The organism is Phycobacter sedimenti (assembly GCF_038148855.1).
Lineage (GTDB): Bacteria > Pseudomonadota > Alphaproteobacteria > Rhodobacterales > Rhodobacteraceae > Phycobacter > Phycobacter sedimenti.
This window is the reverse complement of record NZ_JBBVGR010000003.1, coordinates 365801-383192: the sequence shown is the minus strand read 5'-3', so window position 1 is coordinate 383192 and position 17392 is coordinate 365801. Positions and strand designations below refer to the sequence as shown.

Annotated in this window: 13 protein-coding genes; 5 read left to right on the top strand and 8 right to left on the bottom strand. The window is 60.4% G+C overall.

Features of this window, described 5'->3' with window-relative positions; translation table 11 throughout:
- Nucleotides 1-16: 16 nt before the first annotated feature.
- Nucleotides 17-2434, top strand: coding sequence for a DNA topoisomerase (ATP-hydrolyzing) subunit B (gyrB, locus tag AADA15_RS07495; RefSeq protein WP_341640919.1), 2418 nt, complete (start codon nucleotides 17-19; stop codon nucleotides 2432-2434).
- A gap of 33 nt (nucleotides 2435-2467) precedes the next feature.
- On the opposite strand, the gene AADA15_RS07490 is transcribed toward gyrB, so the two are convergent.
- On the bottom strand, nucleotides 2468-3388 hold the full coding sequence (locus AADA15_RS07490; RefSeq protein ID WP_341640918.1) for a PAS domain S-box protein: 921 nt from the start codon (nucleotides 3386-3388) through the stop codon (nucleotides 2468-2470).
- 226 nt (nucleotides 3389-3614) lie between these two features.
- On the bottom strand, nucleotides 3615-4526 hold the full coding sequence (gene trhO, locus AADA15_RS07485; protein ID WP_341640917.1) for an oxygen-dependent tRNA uridine(34) hydroxylase TrhO: 912 nt from the start codon (nucleotides 4524-4526) through the stop codon (nucleotides 3615-3617).
- A gap of 190 nt (nucleotides 4527-4716) precedes the next feature.
- Between trhO and pncA the strand changes: the two genes are divergently transcribed.
- The 3 genes from pncA to pncB all read left to right on the top strand — a co-directional run bounded on the left by pncA (nucleotide 4717) and on the right by pncB (nucleotide 9051).
- The gene (gene pncA, locus AADA15_RS07480) at nucleotides 4717-5325 is read left to right on the top strand and encodes a bifunctional nicotinamidase/pyrazinamidase (protein ID WP_341640916.1); all 609 of its coding nucleotides are present in this window, start codon (nucleotides 4717-4719) and stop codon (nucleotides 5323-5325) included.
- A 65-nt stretch (nucleotides 5326-5390) separates the two neighbouring features.
- A complete protein-coding gene (locus AADA15_RS07475; protein WP_341640915.1) occupies nucleotides 5391-7697 on the top strand; it encodes a PAS domain-containing hybrid sensor histidine kinase/response regulator in 2307 nt (768 codons plus the stop codon).
- Between the two features lie 64 nt (nucleotides 7698-7761).
- Nucleotides 7762-9051 carry a nicotinate phosphoribosyltransferase gene (gene pncB / locus AADA15_RS07470; RefSeq protein ID WP_341640914.1) on the top strand — a complete coding sequence of 430 codons (1290 nt, stop codon included), beginning with the start codon at nucleotides 7762-7764 and terminating at the stop codon, nucleotides 9049-9051.
- Nucleotides 9052-9198: 147 nt separating this feature from the next.
- Here pncB and AADA15_RS07465 read toward each other — a convergent pair whose 3' ends face one another.
- From AADA15_RS07465 to AADA15_RS07445, 5 genes are read right to left on the bottom strand one after another with little or no spacing between them, the layout of a single operon-like run.
- The gene (locus AADA15_RS07465; protein ID WP_341640913.1) at nucleotides 9199-10656 is read right to left on the bottom strand and encodes an aldehyde dehydrogenase family protein; all 1458 of its coding nucleotides are present in this window, start codon (nucleotides 10654-10656) and stop codon (nucleotides 9199-9201) included.
- A gap of 19 nt (nucleotides 10657-10675) precedes the next feature.
- Nucleotides 10676-11146: a GNAT family N-acetyltransferase gene (locus tag AADA15_RS07460; protein ID WP_341640912.1), complete on the bottom strand. Its 471-nt coding sequence runs from the start codon at nucleotides 11144-11146 to the stop codon at nucleotides 10676-10678.
- Nucleotides 11143-12735 carry an ABC transporter ATP-binding protein gene (locus AADA15_RS07455; protein ID WP_341640911.1) on the bottom strand — a complete coding sequence of 531 codons (1593 nt, stop codon included), beginning with the start codon at nucleotides 12733-12735 and terminating at the stop codon, nucleotides 11143-11145. The genes AADA15_RS07460 and AADA15_RS07455 overlap by 4 nt, the downstream gene beginning before the upstream one ends.
- Entirely contained in the window at nucleotides 12732-13547 is an 816-nt protein-coding gene (locus AADA15_RS07450) for an ABC transporter permease (RefSeq protein ID WP_341640910.1), read from the bottom strand. Before AADA15_RS07450 ends, AADA15_RS07455 begins: the two co-directional genes overlap by 4 nt.
- Nucleotides 13544-14491 carry an ABC transporter permease gene (locus AADA15_RS07445; RefSeq protein ID WP_341640909.1) on the bottom strand — a complete coding sequence of 316 codons (948 nt, stop codon included), beginning with the start codon at nucleotides 14489-14491 and terminating at the stop codon, nucleotides 13544-13546. Before AADA15_RS07445 ends, AADA15_RS07450 begins: the two co-directional genes overlap by 4 nt.
- Nucleotides 14492-14666: 175 nt before the next feature.
- Between AADA15_RS07445 and AADA15_RS07440 the strand changes: the two genes are divergently transcribed.
- Nucleotides 14667-15803 carry an acetoin utilization protein AcuC gene (locus tag AADA15_RS07440; protein WP_341640908.1) on the top strand — a complete coding sequence of 379 codons (1137 nt, stop codon included), beginning with the start codon at nucleotides 14667-14669 and terminating at the stop codon, nucleotides 15801-15803.
- A gap of 48 nt (nucleotides 15804-15851) precedes the next feature.
- Here AADA15_RS07440 and AADA15_RS07435 read toward each other — a convergent pair whose 3' ends face one another.
- Complete coding sequence (locus AADA15_RS07435) at nucleotides 15852-17330, bottom strand: ABC transporter substrate-binding protein (RefSeq protein WP_341640907.1); 1479 nt, start codon at nucleotides 17328-17330, stop codon at nucleotides 15852-15854.
- Nucleotides 17331-17392 lie beyond the last annotated feature (62 nt).

Sequence of the window (17392 nt, the reverse complement as noted above, 5' to 3'; positions counted from 1 at the left end):
AAACAGGAACGCGCGAATGTCCGGAAACGAGCACGCCCCCACCGAATATGGTGCGGATTCCATCAAGGTTCTCAAAGGCTTGGAGGCTGTCCGCAAACGCCCCGGCATGTATATCGGGGATACCGACGATGGATCGGGTCTGCACCATATGGTGTATGAGGTTGTCGATAACGGCATCGATGAGGCGCTCGCGGGTCATGCCGACGCCGTAACCGTGAAAATTCATGCCGATTCCAGCGTTTCAGTCAGCGACAATGGCCGCGGCATCCCGGTCGATATCCACGCCGAAGAGGGGGTCTCTGCAGCTGAGGTCATCATGACCCAGCTACACGCGGGCGGCAAATTCGACAGCAACTCCTACAAGGTTTCGGGTGGTCTGCACGGCGTGGGTGTTTCCGTGGTGAACGCCCTGTCGGACTGGCTGGAGCTGCGTATCTGGCGGAACGGCAAAGAGCATATCGCCCGCTTCGAACGCGGTGATACGGTCAAGCACCTGGAGGTCGTGGGCGATTGCGGCGATCGCACCGGCACCGAGGTGCGGTTTCTGGCCTCGACCAACACCTTCTCGAATCTTGAATACTCTTTCGAGACGCTTGAAAAACGCTTGCGGGAACTGGCCTTCCTGAATTCCGGCGTGCGGATCATTCTGGTCGATGAGCGCCCTGCTGAGCGGCTCGAGACCGAGCTGTTCTACGAGGGTGGCGTCAAGGAGTTCGTGAAATACCTCGACCGATCCAAAAGCCCGGTCATGGATGCGCCGATCTATATCGTGGGTGAAAAGGATGACATCGGCGTCGAGGTGGCGATGTGGTGGAACGACAGCTACCACGAAACCGTGCTGCCCTTTACCAACAACATCCCGCAGCGCGATGGCGGCACCCATGTGGCGGGCTTCCGCGGTGCGCTGACACGGACCATCAACAACTATGCGCAGTCCTCGGGGATTGCGAAGAAAGAGAAGGTCTCCTTCACGGGGGACGATGCACGCGAGGGCCTGACCTGCGTTCTGTCGGTCAAGGTGCCGGATCCGAAATTCTCATCCCAGACCAAGGACAAGCTGGTCTCGTCGGAGGTGCGTCCGGTCGTGGAAAGCCTCGTGAACGAAAAACTGGCCGAGTGGTTCGAGGAAAACCCCAATGTAGCCAAGCAGATCGTCGGGAAGATCATCGAAGCAGCGCTGGCCCGCGAGGCCGCACGCAAGGCGCGTGAGCTGACCCGGCGCAAGACGGCGATGGATGTGAACTTCCTTGCTGGCAAGCTGAAGGATTGTTCGGAAAAGGATGCGACCAAGACCGAACTCTTCCTCGTCGAGGGGGACTCGGCCGGTGGGTCGGCCCAGACCGGGCGGGACCGGATGACGCAAGCCATCCTGCCCCTGCGCGGCAAGATTCTGAACGTGGAGCGTGCGCGGTTCGACCGGATGCTGGGAAGCCAGGAGATCGGCAACCTTGTGATGGCACTTGGGACCGGCATTGGTCGGGACGAGTTCGACATTTCCAAACTGCGTTACCACAAGATCGTCATCATGACCGATGCGGACGTGGACGGCGCGCATATCCGCACACTGCTGCTCACGTTCTTCTACCGGCAGATGCCTGAACTGATCGAGGGTGGCTATCTCTACATCGCGCAGCCGCCGCTTTACAAAGTGGCCCGGGGCAAGTCCGAGGTGTATCTGAAGGATCAGGCAGCATTGGACGATTACCTGATCCACCAGGGCGTTGAGGGCGCGGCTTTGAAACTGGGCACTGGTGAGGAGATCATCGGCCAGGATCTGACCCGCGTTGTGGATGAGGCGCGCCAGCTCAAGCGTGTTCTGGATGCCTTCCCGACACACTACCCGCGGCACATCCTGGAGCAGGCCGCGGTTGCCGGCGCCTTTGTGCCGGGTGCGGTGGATGCCGACCTTCAAGGGGTCGCGGACAGGGTCGCGGCGCGACTGGATCTGATCGCGCTTGAATATGAGCGCGGCTGGCAGGGTCGCATTACCCAGGATCATGGCATTCGGCTGGCCCGTATCCTGCGCGGCGTCGAAGAGGTACGCACGCTGGATGGCCCCATGCTGCGCTCTGGCGAGGCACGCAAGACCGGCAGCTTTACCAAAAGTCTGCAAGAGATCTACGGGCAAACGGCGACTCTGGTCCGCAAAGACCGCAGCCAGCTCATCCACGGGCCTCTGGGCCTGTTGCAGGCGATCCTTGAAGAGGGCGAAAAGGGCCTGTCGCTGCAGCGCTACAAGGGTCTTGGTGAAATGAACCCGGATCAGCTGTGGGAAACAACCCTGGACCCGGATGCCCGCACTCTGTTGCAGGTGCGCGTTGATGACATGGTCGAAGCAGATGATCTGTTCACCAAGCTGATGGGCGATGTTGTCGAACCTCGGCGCGAGTTCATCCAGAAGAACGCACTCAGCGTCGAGAACCTGGATTTCTGACATGGCGTGTGGGTTGATCGCCCCTAGCGGAGATCAACCCACATCCACCAGGCGATTCAATTCCTTTTCGATGCTCAGCTGTTGAGCAATCCAGGCCGCAAACATCTTGATCAGCTCAAGGTCCGCGGGTTCAAACGGCGGGCGTGTTTCGGGCGAAGTGAAGTTCACGGTTCCGAACAGTTCTCCATCCACAATCAGTGGAACGCCAATATAGGTTTCCAGAACAAACAGGCTGTAACACGGGTGCGGTGCGCATCCGTTGTCCTTTGAGGAGTTGCAGGCAACGGGGCCATTTTCGGCCAGAACTTTTGCACAACAGCAGTCATCAATCTTGAATCTGCTGCCCCGCTCGATCTCAGCAATGTCCGAATAGCTGTATAGAACCGTGTAGTCGTCCTCTCGCACCCAACTGACAAGGCCGGAGTCGGTTTGAAAGTGTGCACAACCCATTTTCAGAATCGCCCGGATTTTTTCATCCGTACTGCGGCTCTGATCTGACGATACCTTGAAAAGTTCACTCATCAGGCGCTCGACCGCCCGAGTCTTGGAGATGTCGCGGGTTATTCCGAAATATCCCAATACGGCTCCGTGAGCGTCCCGCATCGGGCCACCTGTTGTCTCTCCCAGAAATACCTTGCCGTTCGAGCGAACATATTCGCGCTCATAATTGTGATCTGTCCTGTCGTTGGTATTGCTGAAATGCGCTTCACCGGCTTTCTCGAAGGCGCTTTGGTTCGGGTAGAGGAGCACGGTGCTTTGACCGATCAACTGATCAATCGTGTAGCCGAACATCACCAGGGCCGAATTATTTGCCCAAACGATGTGCCGGTTTTCATCTGCCACGATCACGGCTTCCGGGAGGTCTCTGAACAGGCTCGGAATAGAGACTTTTCCCAGCCGTATGTTTGCGGCCTCGTCGGGGCGATTCTGCAGTTCGGTCGCACCTTCGACCATGGATGTCACCCCTTCCCAAGGATTTTCAAAATTCAACAGCGCAAAATGCGCTCATACCGGCATTCTTGCAGTGAAATGCACTGTTCGCCGAAATTCGTATGTCGCTCACTTCATCAAAATGAAAAATAAGACAGCCAAATGCAAGACCAAATTCCACCTATGGTGGTTCTCTGGAAGCCGGTTGCGCCAATCGCCCACCCGCGCGGCAGGTGCGCAGGTGTCCATCTCAAAGGGCAATCGTTCCAAGATGCTCTTCGCCGCGTGCACGGGCCAGTTGCATCTGCTTCTGGCGCTCGCGGAACCGGGCCTTGTCCGCCTCGCTGGTTTCGTTGATGCACTGATGACAAGACACGCCCGCTTCGTATTCGGGCCGCTCCCGGTCCTGTGGTAACAGCGGGCGCCTGCAGCCATGGCACAGCTCGTGCGGTCCCTCTTTCAACCCGTGGCCAACGGACACGCGGTTGTCGAACACAAAACAGTCCCCCTCCCAGGTGCTTCGGTCCTCGGGTACTTCTTCCAGGTATCGCAGGATCCCGCCCTTGAGGTGATAGACCTCAGGCACGCCTTGTCCCAACAGGTAATTCGTCGATTTCTCACAGCGGATGCCGCCGGTGCAGAACATGGCAATGCGCTTGTTGTGAAAGCGGTCCTTGTTCTCTTCCCACCATGCGGGAAATTCGCGGAAGCTGGCAGTTTCGGGATCGATCGCTCCTTCAAAGGTGCCGATGGCAACCTCATAGTCATTGCGTGTATCGATAACCACCACGTCATCCGACCGGATCAGATCGTTCCAGTCCTCGGGCTCCACATAGTGGCCGACACGCGCTTTCGGGTCCACGTCCGGTTGGCCCATGGTCACGATCTCTTTCTTGAGACGGACTTTCATGCGGCCAAACGGGGCCTCCTTGCTGGAGGCCTCTTTCCATTCCAGGTCCGCGCAGCCGGGCAGGGCACGAATATGGGCCAGCACCGCGTCAATCCCTGCGCGCGGGCCGGCAATCGTGCCGTTGATGCCTTCACGGGCCAGCAGCAGGGAGCCTTTGACATCCTGCGCGATGCAGAGCTCAAGCAGCGGCCCCTTCAAGGCAGATGGATCGGCAAAACGGGTGAAGTGATAAAGTGCAGCGATCGTGTACATGCCTTGCCTTTACACCAGAGTGTGAATTTGCCGCAAGACGGGGCGAATGGATCGCTACAAGTTGCGGCGAAAACCGGCCCTGCGCCTTGGATGCAGCGTCAATGGATGACTTTGGGGCGGTTGCGGCGACCATGCATTGACCGGTTGTGCGCCGCACCTTACCCGTAGTGCGGCAATACAGGAGGGTTTCATGTCCCAGCTGACCAATTCCGCAGCTTTGATCGTGATTGATGTGCAGAATGATTTCTGTCCGGGAGGTGCGCTTGCCGTGCCTGACGGAGACGAGGTCGTGGCGCCGATCAATGCGATGATGGAAAACTATGATGCGGTCATCCTTACGCAGGACTGGCACCCTGCGGGCCACTCCTCCTTTGCCTCTAGCCATGCTGGAAAGGCACCCATGGACGTGATCGACATGCCCTATGGTCCCCAGGTTCTGTGGCCGGACCATTGTGTGCAGGGGACATCGGGAGCCGCCTTCCACAAGGATCTGCGGCAGGACGGGGATTTGATAATCCGCAAGGGCTTCCGTCCCGCGGTGGACAGCTACTCTGCCTTTTTTGAAAATGACAAGGTCACTCCGACCGGGCTTGAGGGCTATTTGCGCGACCGGGGGATTGCCAAACTCGCCCTGGTCGGCCTGGCCACTGATTTCTGTGTGGCCTACTCCGCGCTGGATGCGGCACGGCTGGGGTTCGACGTTCAGGTCCACCTTGCCGCATGCCGTGGGATCGATCTGCAGGGGTCTCTGGACGCGGCCCTCACCTCTCTGAAAGCAGCCGGAGTGGCGCTGATCTGATTTTTGGCGGCCGGATAGCAGGTTAGGGCTTCATAAAGAGAGGTTCGTCTATCAAGGAAGCACTCTTGCATACACAGGTAATTCCGATGAACGAGCAGCGCATGTCTGGCAACGGGCCGCTGACCAACCATTACCGACGGTTCAGTTCCGTCGGTTTGCTGGATCGTTACTCCAAGGGGCGGATCAACGGTTTCAAGGCGCGTGTTGCGTTCTCGGTTGTCGTCTCCCTGGCCCTTGCCATCCTGATTTCGCCCATCGTCGCGCTGATCAGCTTTCTGGTCGCCACGATCCCGGATCTCATCGACTGCGTCTACCTGGGCCGGGCGCGGCGTGATCTGCGTCGGAATGACATAGCCGAGCAACGGATCCGGTATATCAGTGTGGTCACGGCGATGCTGCATGCTTTGGGCATATCCATCGGAGCCACAGCACCGATCTGGGCTTTTCTTGTTCCGTTCAGCGGGATCGAGAGTTTCCATGAATACGACCAGTTGTTTTCGATCGGTTTGCTGACCAGTGCGGGGCTCAATGCCGGGCTGTTGTTTCCGTTCAACAGGCTTGCCGTGGCCGTCAGGATGGTGATCTATGTGGCGACCCCGATCCTGGTCATTCTGATGCGCGGGCCGGTCTTGGGCGGCGATATGGAGGATACACGTCTCCACCTCCTGGCGCTTTGTATCTTCTTTGGCTCGTTGTTTTGGCTTTTGTCCTTCGCGACGCGGAACTTCCACCGGACTCGCAGCAGCCTTTTGGCCCAGGCCCTTCAGCGTCAGGAACTGGAAACGGCCTACCAACGGCTTTATGCGCAACAGTTGGAAACCCAGCGTCTGGCCCTGGTGGCGCGGCACGCCAACGACAGCGTCATATTGATGGACCGCGATGGCCAGATCATCTGGGTGAACGATGCCTTCACCCGTATCACCGGTTGGAGTGCCGAAGACGCGATTGGCCGTAATCCCGGTGAACTGCTCAATCATCCCGAAACCGACCCGGAAGTCATCCGGACGGTTGAAGACGGGCGGTTGAGAAAGGCTCCGTTTCGGGTGCAGCTGCTCAACCAGCGCAAAGATGGCAAGAAAATCTGGGTTGAAACCAATCAGGTGCCGATGCTCGACGACAAGGGAGAGGTGGCCACCTATATTGCCGTAGAGCGCGATATGACCGAGTCCAAGGAATACGCCGTCAAGCTGGAGAAGGCCCGGCGCGCCGCCGAAGACGGGGCCCGTGCAAAGTCCGAATTCCTTGCTACCATGAGCCACGAAATCCGCACGCCCATGAACGGGGTAATCGGAATGGCTCAGCTTCTGGAAGATACGGATCTGGATGCCGATCAGCAGCTTTATGCAGAGACGATTCTCAGCTCTGCACGCACTTTGCTTGACCTGATCAACGATGTGCTGGACCTGTCGAAGCTCAACTCGGGCGAGGTCTCACTTGATGCGGAGGATTTCAATCCGCGGCAGTGTTTCGAAAATACGATCCGCCTCCTGCAGTCTCAGGCCGATGCGAAATCCTTGGATATGGTGTTCTCCTGTGATCGGACTGTTCCCGAAGTCCTCAATGGCGATGATCGTAAATTGGGTCAGATTCTGACCAACCTTGTGGGCAATGCCATAAAGTTCACCGAAGCCGGTCAGGTGGAGATCACGTTGCGGGCTGAGCCCGTGGCCAATGCGACGGAACTGATCTTTGAGGTCAGGGATACCGGGATCGGGATCCAGGAAGACATGTTGCCCCGGATCTTTGAGCGGTTCTCCCAAGCTGACGCCGCCATAAGCCGCAGGTTTGGTGGAACCGGGCTGGGGCTGGCGATCTGTCGACGCTTGGCCGATGCAATGGGCGGGGAGATTTCCGTCACCTCCGAGCCAGGGCAGGGATCGTGTTTCAAGGTGCGCTTGCCATTTGGCCCGTCCCAAACTGCGGGTGGCTCAGCCCGCGCCAGATCTGAAGCAGAGCTGAATGGCACAATGACCGCCGTGGCCCTGAAGGGGATGCGGCTTCTGGTTGCCGAGGACAATCGCGTCAACCAGATCCTGGTGCAGAAATTCCTCAAGGATTTTAAGATCGAAATCGAGATCGCCTCTGACGGTGCGCAAGCGATCCAGCGCGCGCAGACGTTTCTTCCGGACATCATCCTGATGGACATGAGCATGCCGGTCATGGACGGGATCGAGGCAACGCGGATCATTCGGGCCCAGCCCATCCGACAGCCGGTGATCATTGCGCTGACCGCCAATGCCTTTGATACCGACAGGGCGGACTGCCTTGAGGCGGGAATGGATGAGTTCCTGACCAAACCCATCAGCAGGCCCCAATTGATCGAGGCGCTGCTGTCCCATGGGCGACGCACCCATCGGTTGCGCGTGAGCTGATTTTCTTTGCGCCCCGCGTACCTCTGTCCTATCACGTTGAGAAACCAACAGAACGAGGCTGCCGGTGGATATTGCAACCCGCGTCTATAATCACAAATGGAAGATCGATCCGATCATCCGTTCTTTGATCGATACTGATTTTTACAAGCTGTTGATGTGCCAATCCGTGTTCCGCTCCAAGCCGGATACACAGGTTACCTTTTCATTGATCAACCGCTCTACTCATGTTCCTTTGGCGCGCCTGATCGACGAGGGAGAACTGCGCGAGCAGCTCGACCATATTCGGTCTCTGTCGCTATCGCGCGGTGAAAGCACGTTTTTGCGGGGCAATACCTTTTACGGCAAGCGCCAGATGTTTCGCCCGGATTTCATGGAGTGGTTCGAAGGGATGCGCCTGCCGCCCTATCACCTGGAACGCAGGGGAGACCAGTACGAGCTGACATTCGAAGGTAAGTGGCACGAGGTCATGTTGTGGGAGATCCCGGCGCTGGCCGTGTTGATGGAGCTGCGCAGCCGCGCTGTCCTCAATGACATGGGCCGGTTCGAACTGCAGGTTCTCTATGCCCGCGCCATGACCCGCGTCTGGGAAAAGATCGAGGCGCTGCGCGAGATCGATGGATTGTCGATCGCCGACTTCGGAACCCGTCGTCGGCATGGGTTCCTGTGGCAGGACTGGTGCGTGCAGGCGATGATCGAAGGCTTGGGTGACAAATTCACCGGCACCTCCAATTGCCTGATCGCCATGCGCCGCGAGGTGGAGGCGATCGGCACCAATGCCCATGAATTGCCGATGGTCTATTCTGCCTTGGCCGAAACGGATGAGGATCTGGCCCGCGCACCCTATGATGTGCTGTCGGACTGGCATGAGGAGCACGACGGCAACCTGCGGATCATTCTGCCTGACACCTATGGCACGAAGGGCTTCCTGGAGCATGCGCCAGATTGGCTTGCGGGCTGGACCGGCATTCGCATCGACAGCGGCGATCCGGCGGCGGGGGCCGAGGTGGCGATCAAATGGTGGCAGGAACGCGGAGAGGATCCGGCGCAAAAGCGGGTGATCTTCTCCGATGGGTTGGATGTGGACAAGATCGCTGAACTGCACCGGCAATTCGCAGGGCGAGTGAAGGTTTCGTTCGGCTGGGGCACGCTGTTGACGAATGATTTTCGTGGGCTCGTTCCGGGAGACAGGCTGGCACCGTTTTCACTGGTTTGCAAAGCGATCAGCGCCAATGGGCGCCCAACCGTGAAACTCTCTGACAACCCGGAAAAGGCGATGGGCCCTGCCGATGAAGTTGCCCGCTACAAGCGTGTTTTTGGAGTAGGCGCTCAGGAGCGGATGGAGGTCATCGTCTGACGCAGCTCAGGGCCGGGGGCTCCCGCGCGGATCTCTTGCATGATGCATGCAAGCTCTCCCCCAGGACCCGGCAGGCCGCGCCGAAGGCGCGGCCTGCCCCCTCGCGATGCGCAAGGCGCAGCGCAATTCCTCTTAGGAACGCCTCCCTCAACCGTGATAGGCTGCGACGGTCTTGAGCTGCGAGAAACCATAAAGCGCCTCGAAGCCCTTTTCGCGGCCATGGCCGGATTTGCCGACCCCGCCAAAGGGCAGTTCGACACCGCCGCCTGCACCATAGTTATTGAGGAAGACCTGCCCTGCGCGCAGCTTTTTGGCTAGCCGCATCTGCCGACCACCATCGCGGCTCCAGACGCTGGCGACCAGCCCGTAGTCCGTTGAGTTTGCGATTTCGACGGCCTCTTCTTCGGTGTCGAAGGGGATCAGCACCTGCACCGGGCCAAAGATCTCATCGCGTGCCAGCGCATGGGCAGGCGGCACGTCTGCGAACAAGGTTGGTCGAACGTAGGCGCCAGTCTCCGGCGCGCCTTCCACGATCTGTCCTTGCGCTGCGATGGTGAGATCGGCGCCCTTGGCCAGAAAGCCTTCGACGATCTCTTTCTGGCGGGAGGAGATCAACGGCCCAAGGCGCATATCGTCCGCTGCTGGGCCGACGGTCAGACCCTCATAGGCGGCTGACATCCGCGCCTTCACCTCTTCATAAACGCCGCGCTGGATCAGAATGCGTGAGGAGGCCGAGCAGGTCTGGCCTGCATTCTGGATGCCTGCATTGACGAGGAACGGCAGTGCCGCGTCCAGATCGGCATCATCGAACACCAGCTGTGGCGATTTGCCGCCCAACTCCAGTGTCACCGGCACCACGTTCCTGCCCGCGGCCTGCTGCACCAGCGCGCCAGTGGCAACCGAGCCGGTGAAAGAGATGTGATGCACGCCCGGATGCGCGGTCAGCGCCGCGCCTGCCTCGGCGCCAAGGCCCGGCACAACGTTCAGCGCGCCATCCGGCAGGCCCGCATCCCGCGCCAATTGCGCAAAGGTCAGGGCCGTGAGGCAGGCCTCTTCGGCGGGTTTCAGTACGCAGGCATTGCCCATGGCCAGCGCCGCGCCAACCGAGCGGCCAATGATCTGCATCGGATAGTTCCAGGGTACGATATGGCCCGTAACACCGTGCGGTTCGCGCAGGGTGTAGACCGTGTAACCATCAAGGTAGGGGATCGTTTCCCCGTGCACCTTGTCCGCCGCGCCACCGTAGAATTCACAGTAACGCGCCAGCGCCACGGCATCGGCGCGCGCTTGCGTCAGCGGCTTGCCAACATCCATGGCTTCCAGCGTTGCGAGCTCCTCGACGCAATCGAGCACCAGCTGGCCAAGACGGGTCAGGATACGGCCCCTCTCAAGGGCACTCATGCTGCCCCACTCACCATCGAGAGCAGCCTCGGCCGCCTTGACCGCCGCATCAATGTCTTCCTCGCCGCCGCGTGCGATCTGGCAGATCTCAGCGCCGGTCGATGGGTTGATCAATGGCAGAGTGGCGCCGCTTGCACTTGGTTTCCAGCTGTCACCAATAAGGCAAAGGCTGGGATCGAAGCGGGGTGAAGTTTTTTCGGTCATGTTATGGTCCTGTGGTCTGTCAGGAGGCCGGGTCGGCAATCCGGAAAGAGTAGCTTTTGCTTTGAAGTTCAGTGAAAGGGGCACCCTCGCGCAGGTCCATGATCCCAGGCAGGATGCTAAGACAGGTGCCCCAAAACGCAAGGGCTGACTGCGATTGCGCTGAAATACCCATGCGCCAGTAACCGGGAAACTCCTGCAAGAGGAGCCGGGCCGCGTCCTGGCCATATCCCTGTCGGCGATAGGGGGCGAAGATGGAAAATTCGGACAGCTCACGCCGATCCTCCGGCAGGTTCAGCACCAGGGCGAAACCGATCCTCTTGCCGTCCTTCACGATCCAGAACGCCGTGACATCCTTGCGGTGTAGCATCTGCCTTGCCCGGCTTCCGGGGGCGATGCGGGCCTTGCTGGCGGTTTCCTCGAAATAGGCGGCCAGCACGCTGGTCAGAACCGCATGCTCCTTGGGCAATATGAGCGAGAGCGTCAGGCTCATGCAGCCCCCTGGCTGAGGTCTGGCAGCACGGGGGCCGCCGCGATCAGCGATTGGGTATAGGGGTGCTGCGGCGCTGCAAACACGTCCTCGGTGGCGCCTTCTTCTACAATCTGCCCTTTTTGCATGACAAGGCAACGGTCGGTGATGGTGCGCACCACCGACAGATCGTGGCTGATAAAGAGGTAGGTCAGCGCATAGGCGTCGCACAGCTCGGCCAACAGATCGAGGATCTGCGCCCGCACCGAGACATCCAGCGCCGAGACCGCCTCGTCAAATAGGATCAACTCGGGGCGGGTGATCAGGGCGCGGGCAATGGCAATGCGCTGGCGCTGCCCGCCAGAAAACTGGTGGATGTATTTGGTCGCGTCATCCGGGCGCAGCCCCACAGCGGTCAGGGTTTCGGCAATGAGGTCCGTGCGGGCGCTGCCGGTGGGAGGATCGGGCAGGCTGTAAAAGGGCTCGGTGATAAGCCGTTCCACCCGGTGGCGCGGGTTGAAACTGCCGAAGGGGTCCTGAAACACCACCTGCATCTTGCGGCGCTGATCCGGGGTGCGATCAGCTGTGACCACCTCTCCATCCAGCAGGATCTGCCCCCCCTGCAACGGCTCCAGCCCCAGAATGGCCCGTGTCAGGGTCGATTTCCCGCATCCCGATTCGCCCACCAGACCCAACCGCTCCCCCCGGTTCAGGGTGAAGGACACGTCATTCACCGCGCGATAGTGGTCCTGCGGGCCAAAGAGCGAGATGCGCGGTAGTTTATAGTCGCGCACGGCGCCTTTGACTTGCAGCAGCGGTTCGGCCGCCGGAACCTCGGGCAGGGTGACCTCATGGGCCGAGGCGGCAAAGAGCATTTTTGTATAGGGGTGGCTCATGTTTCTGAGCAGCCAATCCGTAGCGCCTGTCTCCACAACTTCGCCGTGGCGCATAACGACGATCCGGTCCGCGAGATCGGCCACCACCGCCAGATCGTGGGTGATGATCAAGAGGCCCATCCCGAATTCCTGCACCAAGTCCTTCAAAAGATCGAGGATCTGCGCTTGGGTCGTTACATCGAGCGCGGTGGTCGGCTCATCCGCGATCAGTAGTTTGGGGCGCAGGGCGATGGCCATGGCGATCACCACCCGCTGCCTCTGACCGCCCGACAATTCATGCGGAAACCGGCTGAGAGGGAAGCGATCTGCGGGCAGGCCCACACGCTCCAGCATCTCAGCGGCGCGGGCCTCGGCCTCGGGCCTGGTCATGGCGTTGTGGATCAGGATGGTTTCCATCACCTGATCGCCGATCGTCTTGACCGGGTTGAGCGCGGTCATTGGTTCCTGAAAGACCATGCCGATGGACTGGCCGCGCAGGGCGCACATCTGCGCCTCTGATTGGACCAGAAGATCGGTGCCCTCCAGCAGGATCTGGCCCTTGGTCGTGGTCCGCTCTGGCAGGAGCTGCATCACCGAAAAGGCGGTCATCGACTTGCCTGAGCCGCTTTCGCCGGTGACGGCAACGATTTCTCCGGCTTCGACCGAAAGAGAGACGCCTTTCAGGATCGGGTGGTTGCCGATGGAAAGTGTCAGCGCGTTGATCTCAAGAAGGCTCATGTGCGGGCCTCTCGCAGTTTTGGGTCGAGCCAGTCGCGCAGCCCGTCGCCCATCAGGTTGAGCCCGAGCACCGTCAGCACGATAGCCGAGCCGGGAATGATCGCCAGATGCGGGGCCAGGCTCACCATGGTCTGCGCGTCCGCCAGCATCCGCCCCCAGCTGGGCGTGGGGGGCTGCGCGCCCAGGCCGACATAGCTGAGGCCCGCCTCAGCCAGAATGCCAAGGCTGAACTGGATGGTGCCCTGCACGATCAGAAGGTTCGCCACATTGGGCAGGATATGCTCGGCCGAGATGCGCGCGCTGCCCTTGCCCGCGACCTGTGCCGCCAGAATGAACTCGCGCTGCCACAGGGGCAGGGCAGCGCCACGGGTGACGCGGGCAAAGACCGGGATGTTGAAGATCCCGATCGCGATGATCGCATTGATGGCCCCCGGGCCAAGGATGGCGGTGATCAGGATCGCGATCACCAGCGAGGGGAAGGCAAAGACCAGATCATTGCCGCGCATGATCAACTCGTCCAGCCACGACCCCTTGCGGGCAGCAGCGGTCAGACCCAGCGGGATGCCGATGGCCATACCGATCCCTACCGCCACCAGCGCGACGGCCAGCGAGGTGCGCGCGCCAACCATGATCATGGAGAAGATATCGCGCCCGAAATGATCCGTACCCAGCCAATGCACGGCGCCGGGGCGTTGCAGTTTTTCGGGGATGTTCATCGCCGTGTGGTCAAAGGGCGTCCAGACGTAGGAGACCAGCGCCGCCAGGATCACCAGCGAGGACAGGATAGCGCCAAGAAGCAGATTTCGGCTCATGTGCGGCTCCTCAGGCGGGGGTCGACCAGCGCATAGGCCAGATCGACAAGGAAATTCACCGTGATCACCGCAAACACCAAGAGCATCACCACCGATTCCACCACGATCAGATCGCGTGAGGAGATGGCCTGAAACACCAGCCGCCCCAGACCGGGCAGATAGAACACCTGCTCGATAATGATGGCGCCAGCCAGAAGGAAGGAGAACTGCAGACCTATGATGGTCAGCACCGGGATCAGGGCATTGCGCAGCCCATGCCGCCACAGCGCCTGTCTGCGGCTCAGCCCCTTTGCGCGGGCGGTGCGCATGAAGTCTTCGCCCAGGATATCCAGCAGCGCCGAACGCATCACCCGCGCCAGGATTGCCGCCTGTGGCAGAGCCAGCGCAATCGCGGGCAGGGTCAGGGATTTCAATCCCGCTGCCAGCCCGTCATCCCAGCCCGCAAAGCCGCCGGCGCTGAACCAGCGCAGGTTGATGGCAAAGACCAGAACCAGCAGCATGGCAAACCAGAAATTCGGGATCGCAACGCCCAGCTGCGTGGCTCCCATAACGGCCATGTCACCGGGTTTGCCCCGGCGCGCGGCCGCATAGATCCCGGCGGGAAAGGCAATCAGCGTCGACAGTGCCAGCGCATAAAGTGCCAGTGGCAGCGACACCCAAAGCCGGTCGGCGATCATCTCGGACACGGGCGTACGATAGGTGTAGGAGGTGCCGAAATCTCCGGTCAGCATGCCGCCGACCCAGCTTAAGTAGCGTTCCAGTTTCGATTGATCGAGCCCCAACTCGCTGCGCAGCGCGGCCACGGTATCGGGCTGGGCGTTGATCCCGAGCATGAACTCGGCAGGGTCCCCCGGAGCTATTTCGATGATGGCAAAAATCACGACCGAGGCCACAGCAAGGCTGAGGCACAGGGACAAGAGACGTTTCAAAGAATATCGTATCATTATGAGGCACGCTAGAATCGCGCGGCTTAATGGTCCAGCCATAGTCGTGGATCTTTTGGAGCTGGACATAGATTTTTTGACATCTGGCCTGCGGACAATCAGCCTGGACACTGCATTCGTGCGGCAATCGCGCAAGGGTGTTTGGTTTGCTCGAAAAATGGGCTAACTCACCGGGATGAAAGAAGATCCTCAGTTCATCGGGCACGAGATCTACCGCCATTCCAGCTATGGCGGGTGGCATCCTTTGAGGGTGCCTCGGGTGTCGACCGTAATGGATGTGACGCGGGCGATGGGGTGGCTTTCGGATGCCTCCTATGTGACCTCGCCGCGTGCCCGGCCTGCCGCGCTGGCGGCCTGGCATTCGCCCGACTACATCGCGGCCTTGCAGGAGGCTGAGCGCGTGCAAGAGGTCGCTGCCCATATCAAGGCGCGGCATCATCTCGGCACGGTCTCAAACCCTGTCTTCCCCGAGATGTTCCGCAGGCCCGCGACCTCGGCCGGGGGAGCGATCCTGGCCGGAGAGATGTTGGCTCAGGGCGGCGTGATCTACCATCCGGCAGGCGGCACCCATCATGGACTGCCGGACCGGGCCAATGGGTTCTGCTACCTGAACGATCCGGTTCTGGCGATCCTGTCGCTGCGCCATCACGGAGCCGCACATGGGCTACGTCGCATCGCCTATGTCGATATCGACGCCCATCATCCCGACGGCGTGGAGCATGGGTTTGCGGGCGATCCGGATATCCTGATGATCTCGGTTCATGAGGAAAACCTCTGGCCCAAGACGGGCCTGTTGGAGGATGGCGCGGGTGGATCGGCCCTCAACCTGCCGGTCCCGCGGGGCTTTCATGACAGCGAAATGGATCTGGTGCGCGAAGAGCTGATCCTGCCAGCCCTGACGCAATTCAAGCCCGATGCCATTGTTCTGCAATGCGGCGCGGATGCGGTGCGCGAAGACCCGCAGGCGCATCTGGATCTGACGAACAACGCCCATTGGGCCGTGGTGAAATCGCTGATGGGGATGGCGCCCCGTTTCCTTGTGCTGGGCGGCGGGGGGTATAATCCCTGGTCGGTCGGGCGGCTGTGGAGCGGGGTCTGGGCCACGCTGTGCGGAGCCGAGATCCCGGAGCGCCTGCCGCATGAGGCAGAGGAAGTGCTGCGCGCCCTGGAGTTCAAGGGCCACAGGCTGGGCCGGAATCCGGCGGAACACTGGTTCAGCACTTTGCGCGATGAAGCACGGGGCGGTGAGATCCGCGATGTGATCCGCCAGAGGGTTGCTTATTTGCGCGCTCGGCGCGGTCTTGGCCAATAGAAAAGGGCGCACCTAGGTGCGCCCGTCTCGTTCGGTTCAAGTGGTGGCTTAGTTCGCCCAGCTGACGGCTGTCAGGTCGGTGGCCTGCGTCGGCGCATTGGCCCAAAGCCCCTGAAGGTCGGCCTTGGCAACGCTCAGCGCGGCGAGCTGGAACAAGTAGCCGTTCACATAGTCATCAGCGATCATCTTTTGCGCCTCTTGCAGCATGGCGGTCCGCTTGTCCGGGTCCGTGGTGCCGTTGAGATCGGTCATCAACTGCTGGAACGCGGCGTTGTCATACTGGAAATAGTATTCGGGGCGGGCATAGATGCCGATGTCCATCGGCTCCGTATGGCTGACGATGGTCAGGCCGAAATTCTTGCCCCGGAACACGGTCTCCAGCCACTGTGCCCATTCCACGTTGATGATCTCGGCCTTGATGCCGACGTTCGCCAGCTGGGCCGCGATGATCTCGCCACCGCGGCGCGCATACGACGGGGGCGGCAGGTGCAGCGTGGTCTCGAACCCGTCCGGCAGACCGGCCTCGGCCAGCAGCGCCTTGGCCTTTTCGGGATCAAAGGCGGACTGGCCGGTCAGATCCACATAGGCTGGGTTGTGCGGTGCAAAATGCGTACCAATCGGCGTGCCGTAGCCGAACATGGCGCCATCGATGATCGCCTGGCGGTCGATGGCATGGGCCAGCGCCTCGCGCACTTTCACATTGTCAAAGGGCGCCTGCTTGTTGTTGGTGGAGAGGATGGTTTCCCCTTCGGTCGAGCCCACCAGCACCTGGAACCGCGGATCGGCTTCGAACTGGGGCAGGTTCTCCGGTGCCGGGAAGCCCGAGAAGACATCCACATCCTCGGCCATCACGGCGGCAAAGGCGGCGGTGGGGTCGGAGATGAACTTAAACGTCGCCTTTTCCAGGTTGGCAGGTGTGCCCCAGTAGTCAGCGTTCTTTTCCAGATCGATTCGGTCACCCTGCACCCAGCCTGCGAACTTGAAGGCGCCGGTGCCTACGGGCGCCGTCTTGATGTCATCAATGCTTTCGGGCGCCACGATCACCGCATCGCCCCAGGCCAGGTTGAACAGCATATTGCCATTGGCCTTGCTGAGGGTCAGCTTGACCGTCATCGGATCAACCACGGTGACATCGTCGATATCGGCAAACAGCGCCTTTTGCGCGTTTGTGCTGTCCTCGGCGCGGGCGCGGTCGAGGCTGAACTTCACGTCCTCCGCGTCCATGGTCGTGCCGTCGTGGAAGGTGACGCCTTCGTTGAGCATGAAGGTATATGTCAGCCCGTCATCGGAGATTTCCCAGCTTTTGGCGAGGCCTGGCACAACGGATCCATCGCCCATGAAACGGGTCAGACCCTCGAAAACATTGGAATAGAGCACCTGGTCGATGGCGCCGGCTGCGGCGCTGGTCGGGTCCAGATGCGGCGGCTCAAGTTGCAGACCGACGGTGATGCTGTCTTTGGCCCAGGCGGCTGAGGTGCTCAGCGCAAGGGCTGATCCGGCGGCGAAGAGGATGGATCTGAATGTCACTTTGAAACTCCCTGAGTTGGAAAGGTGCCCTTCGGTTCGAGCTTTTCCTCAACTCTGTCCCG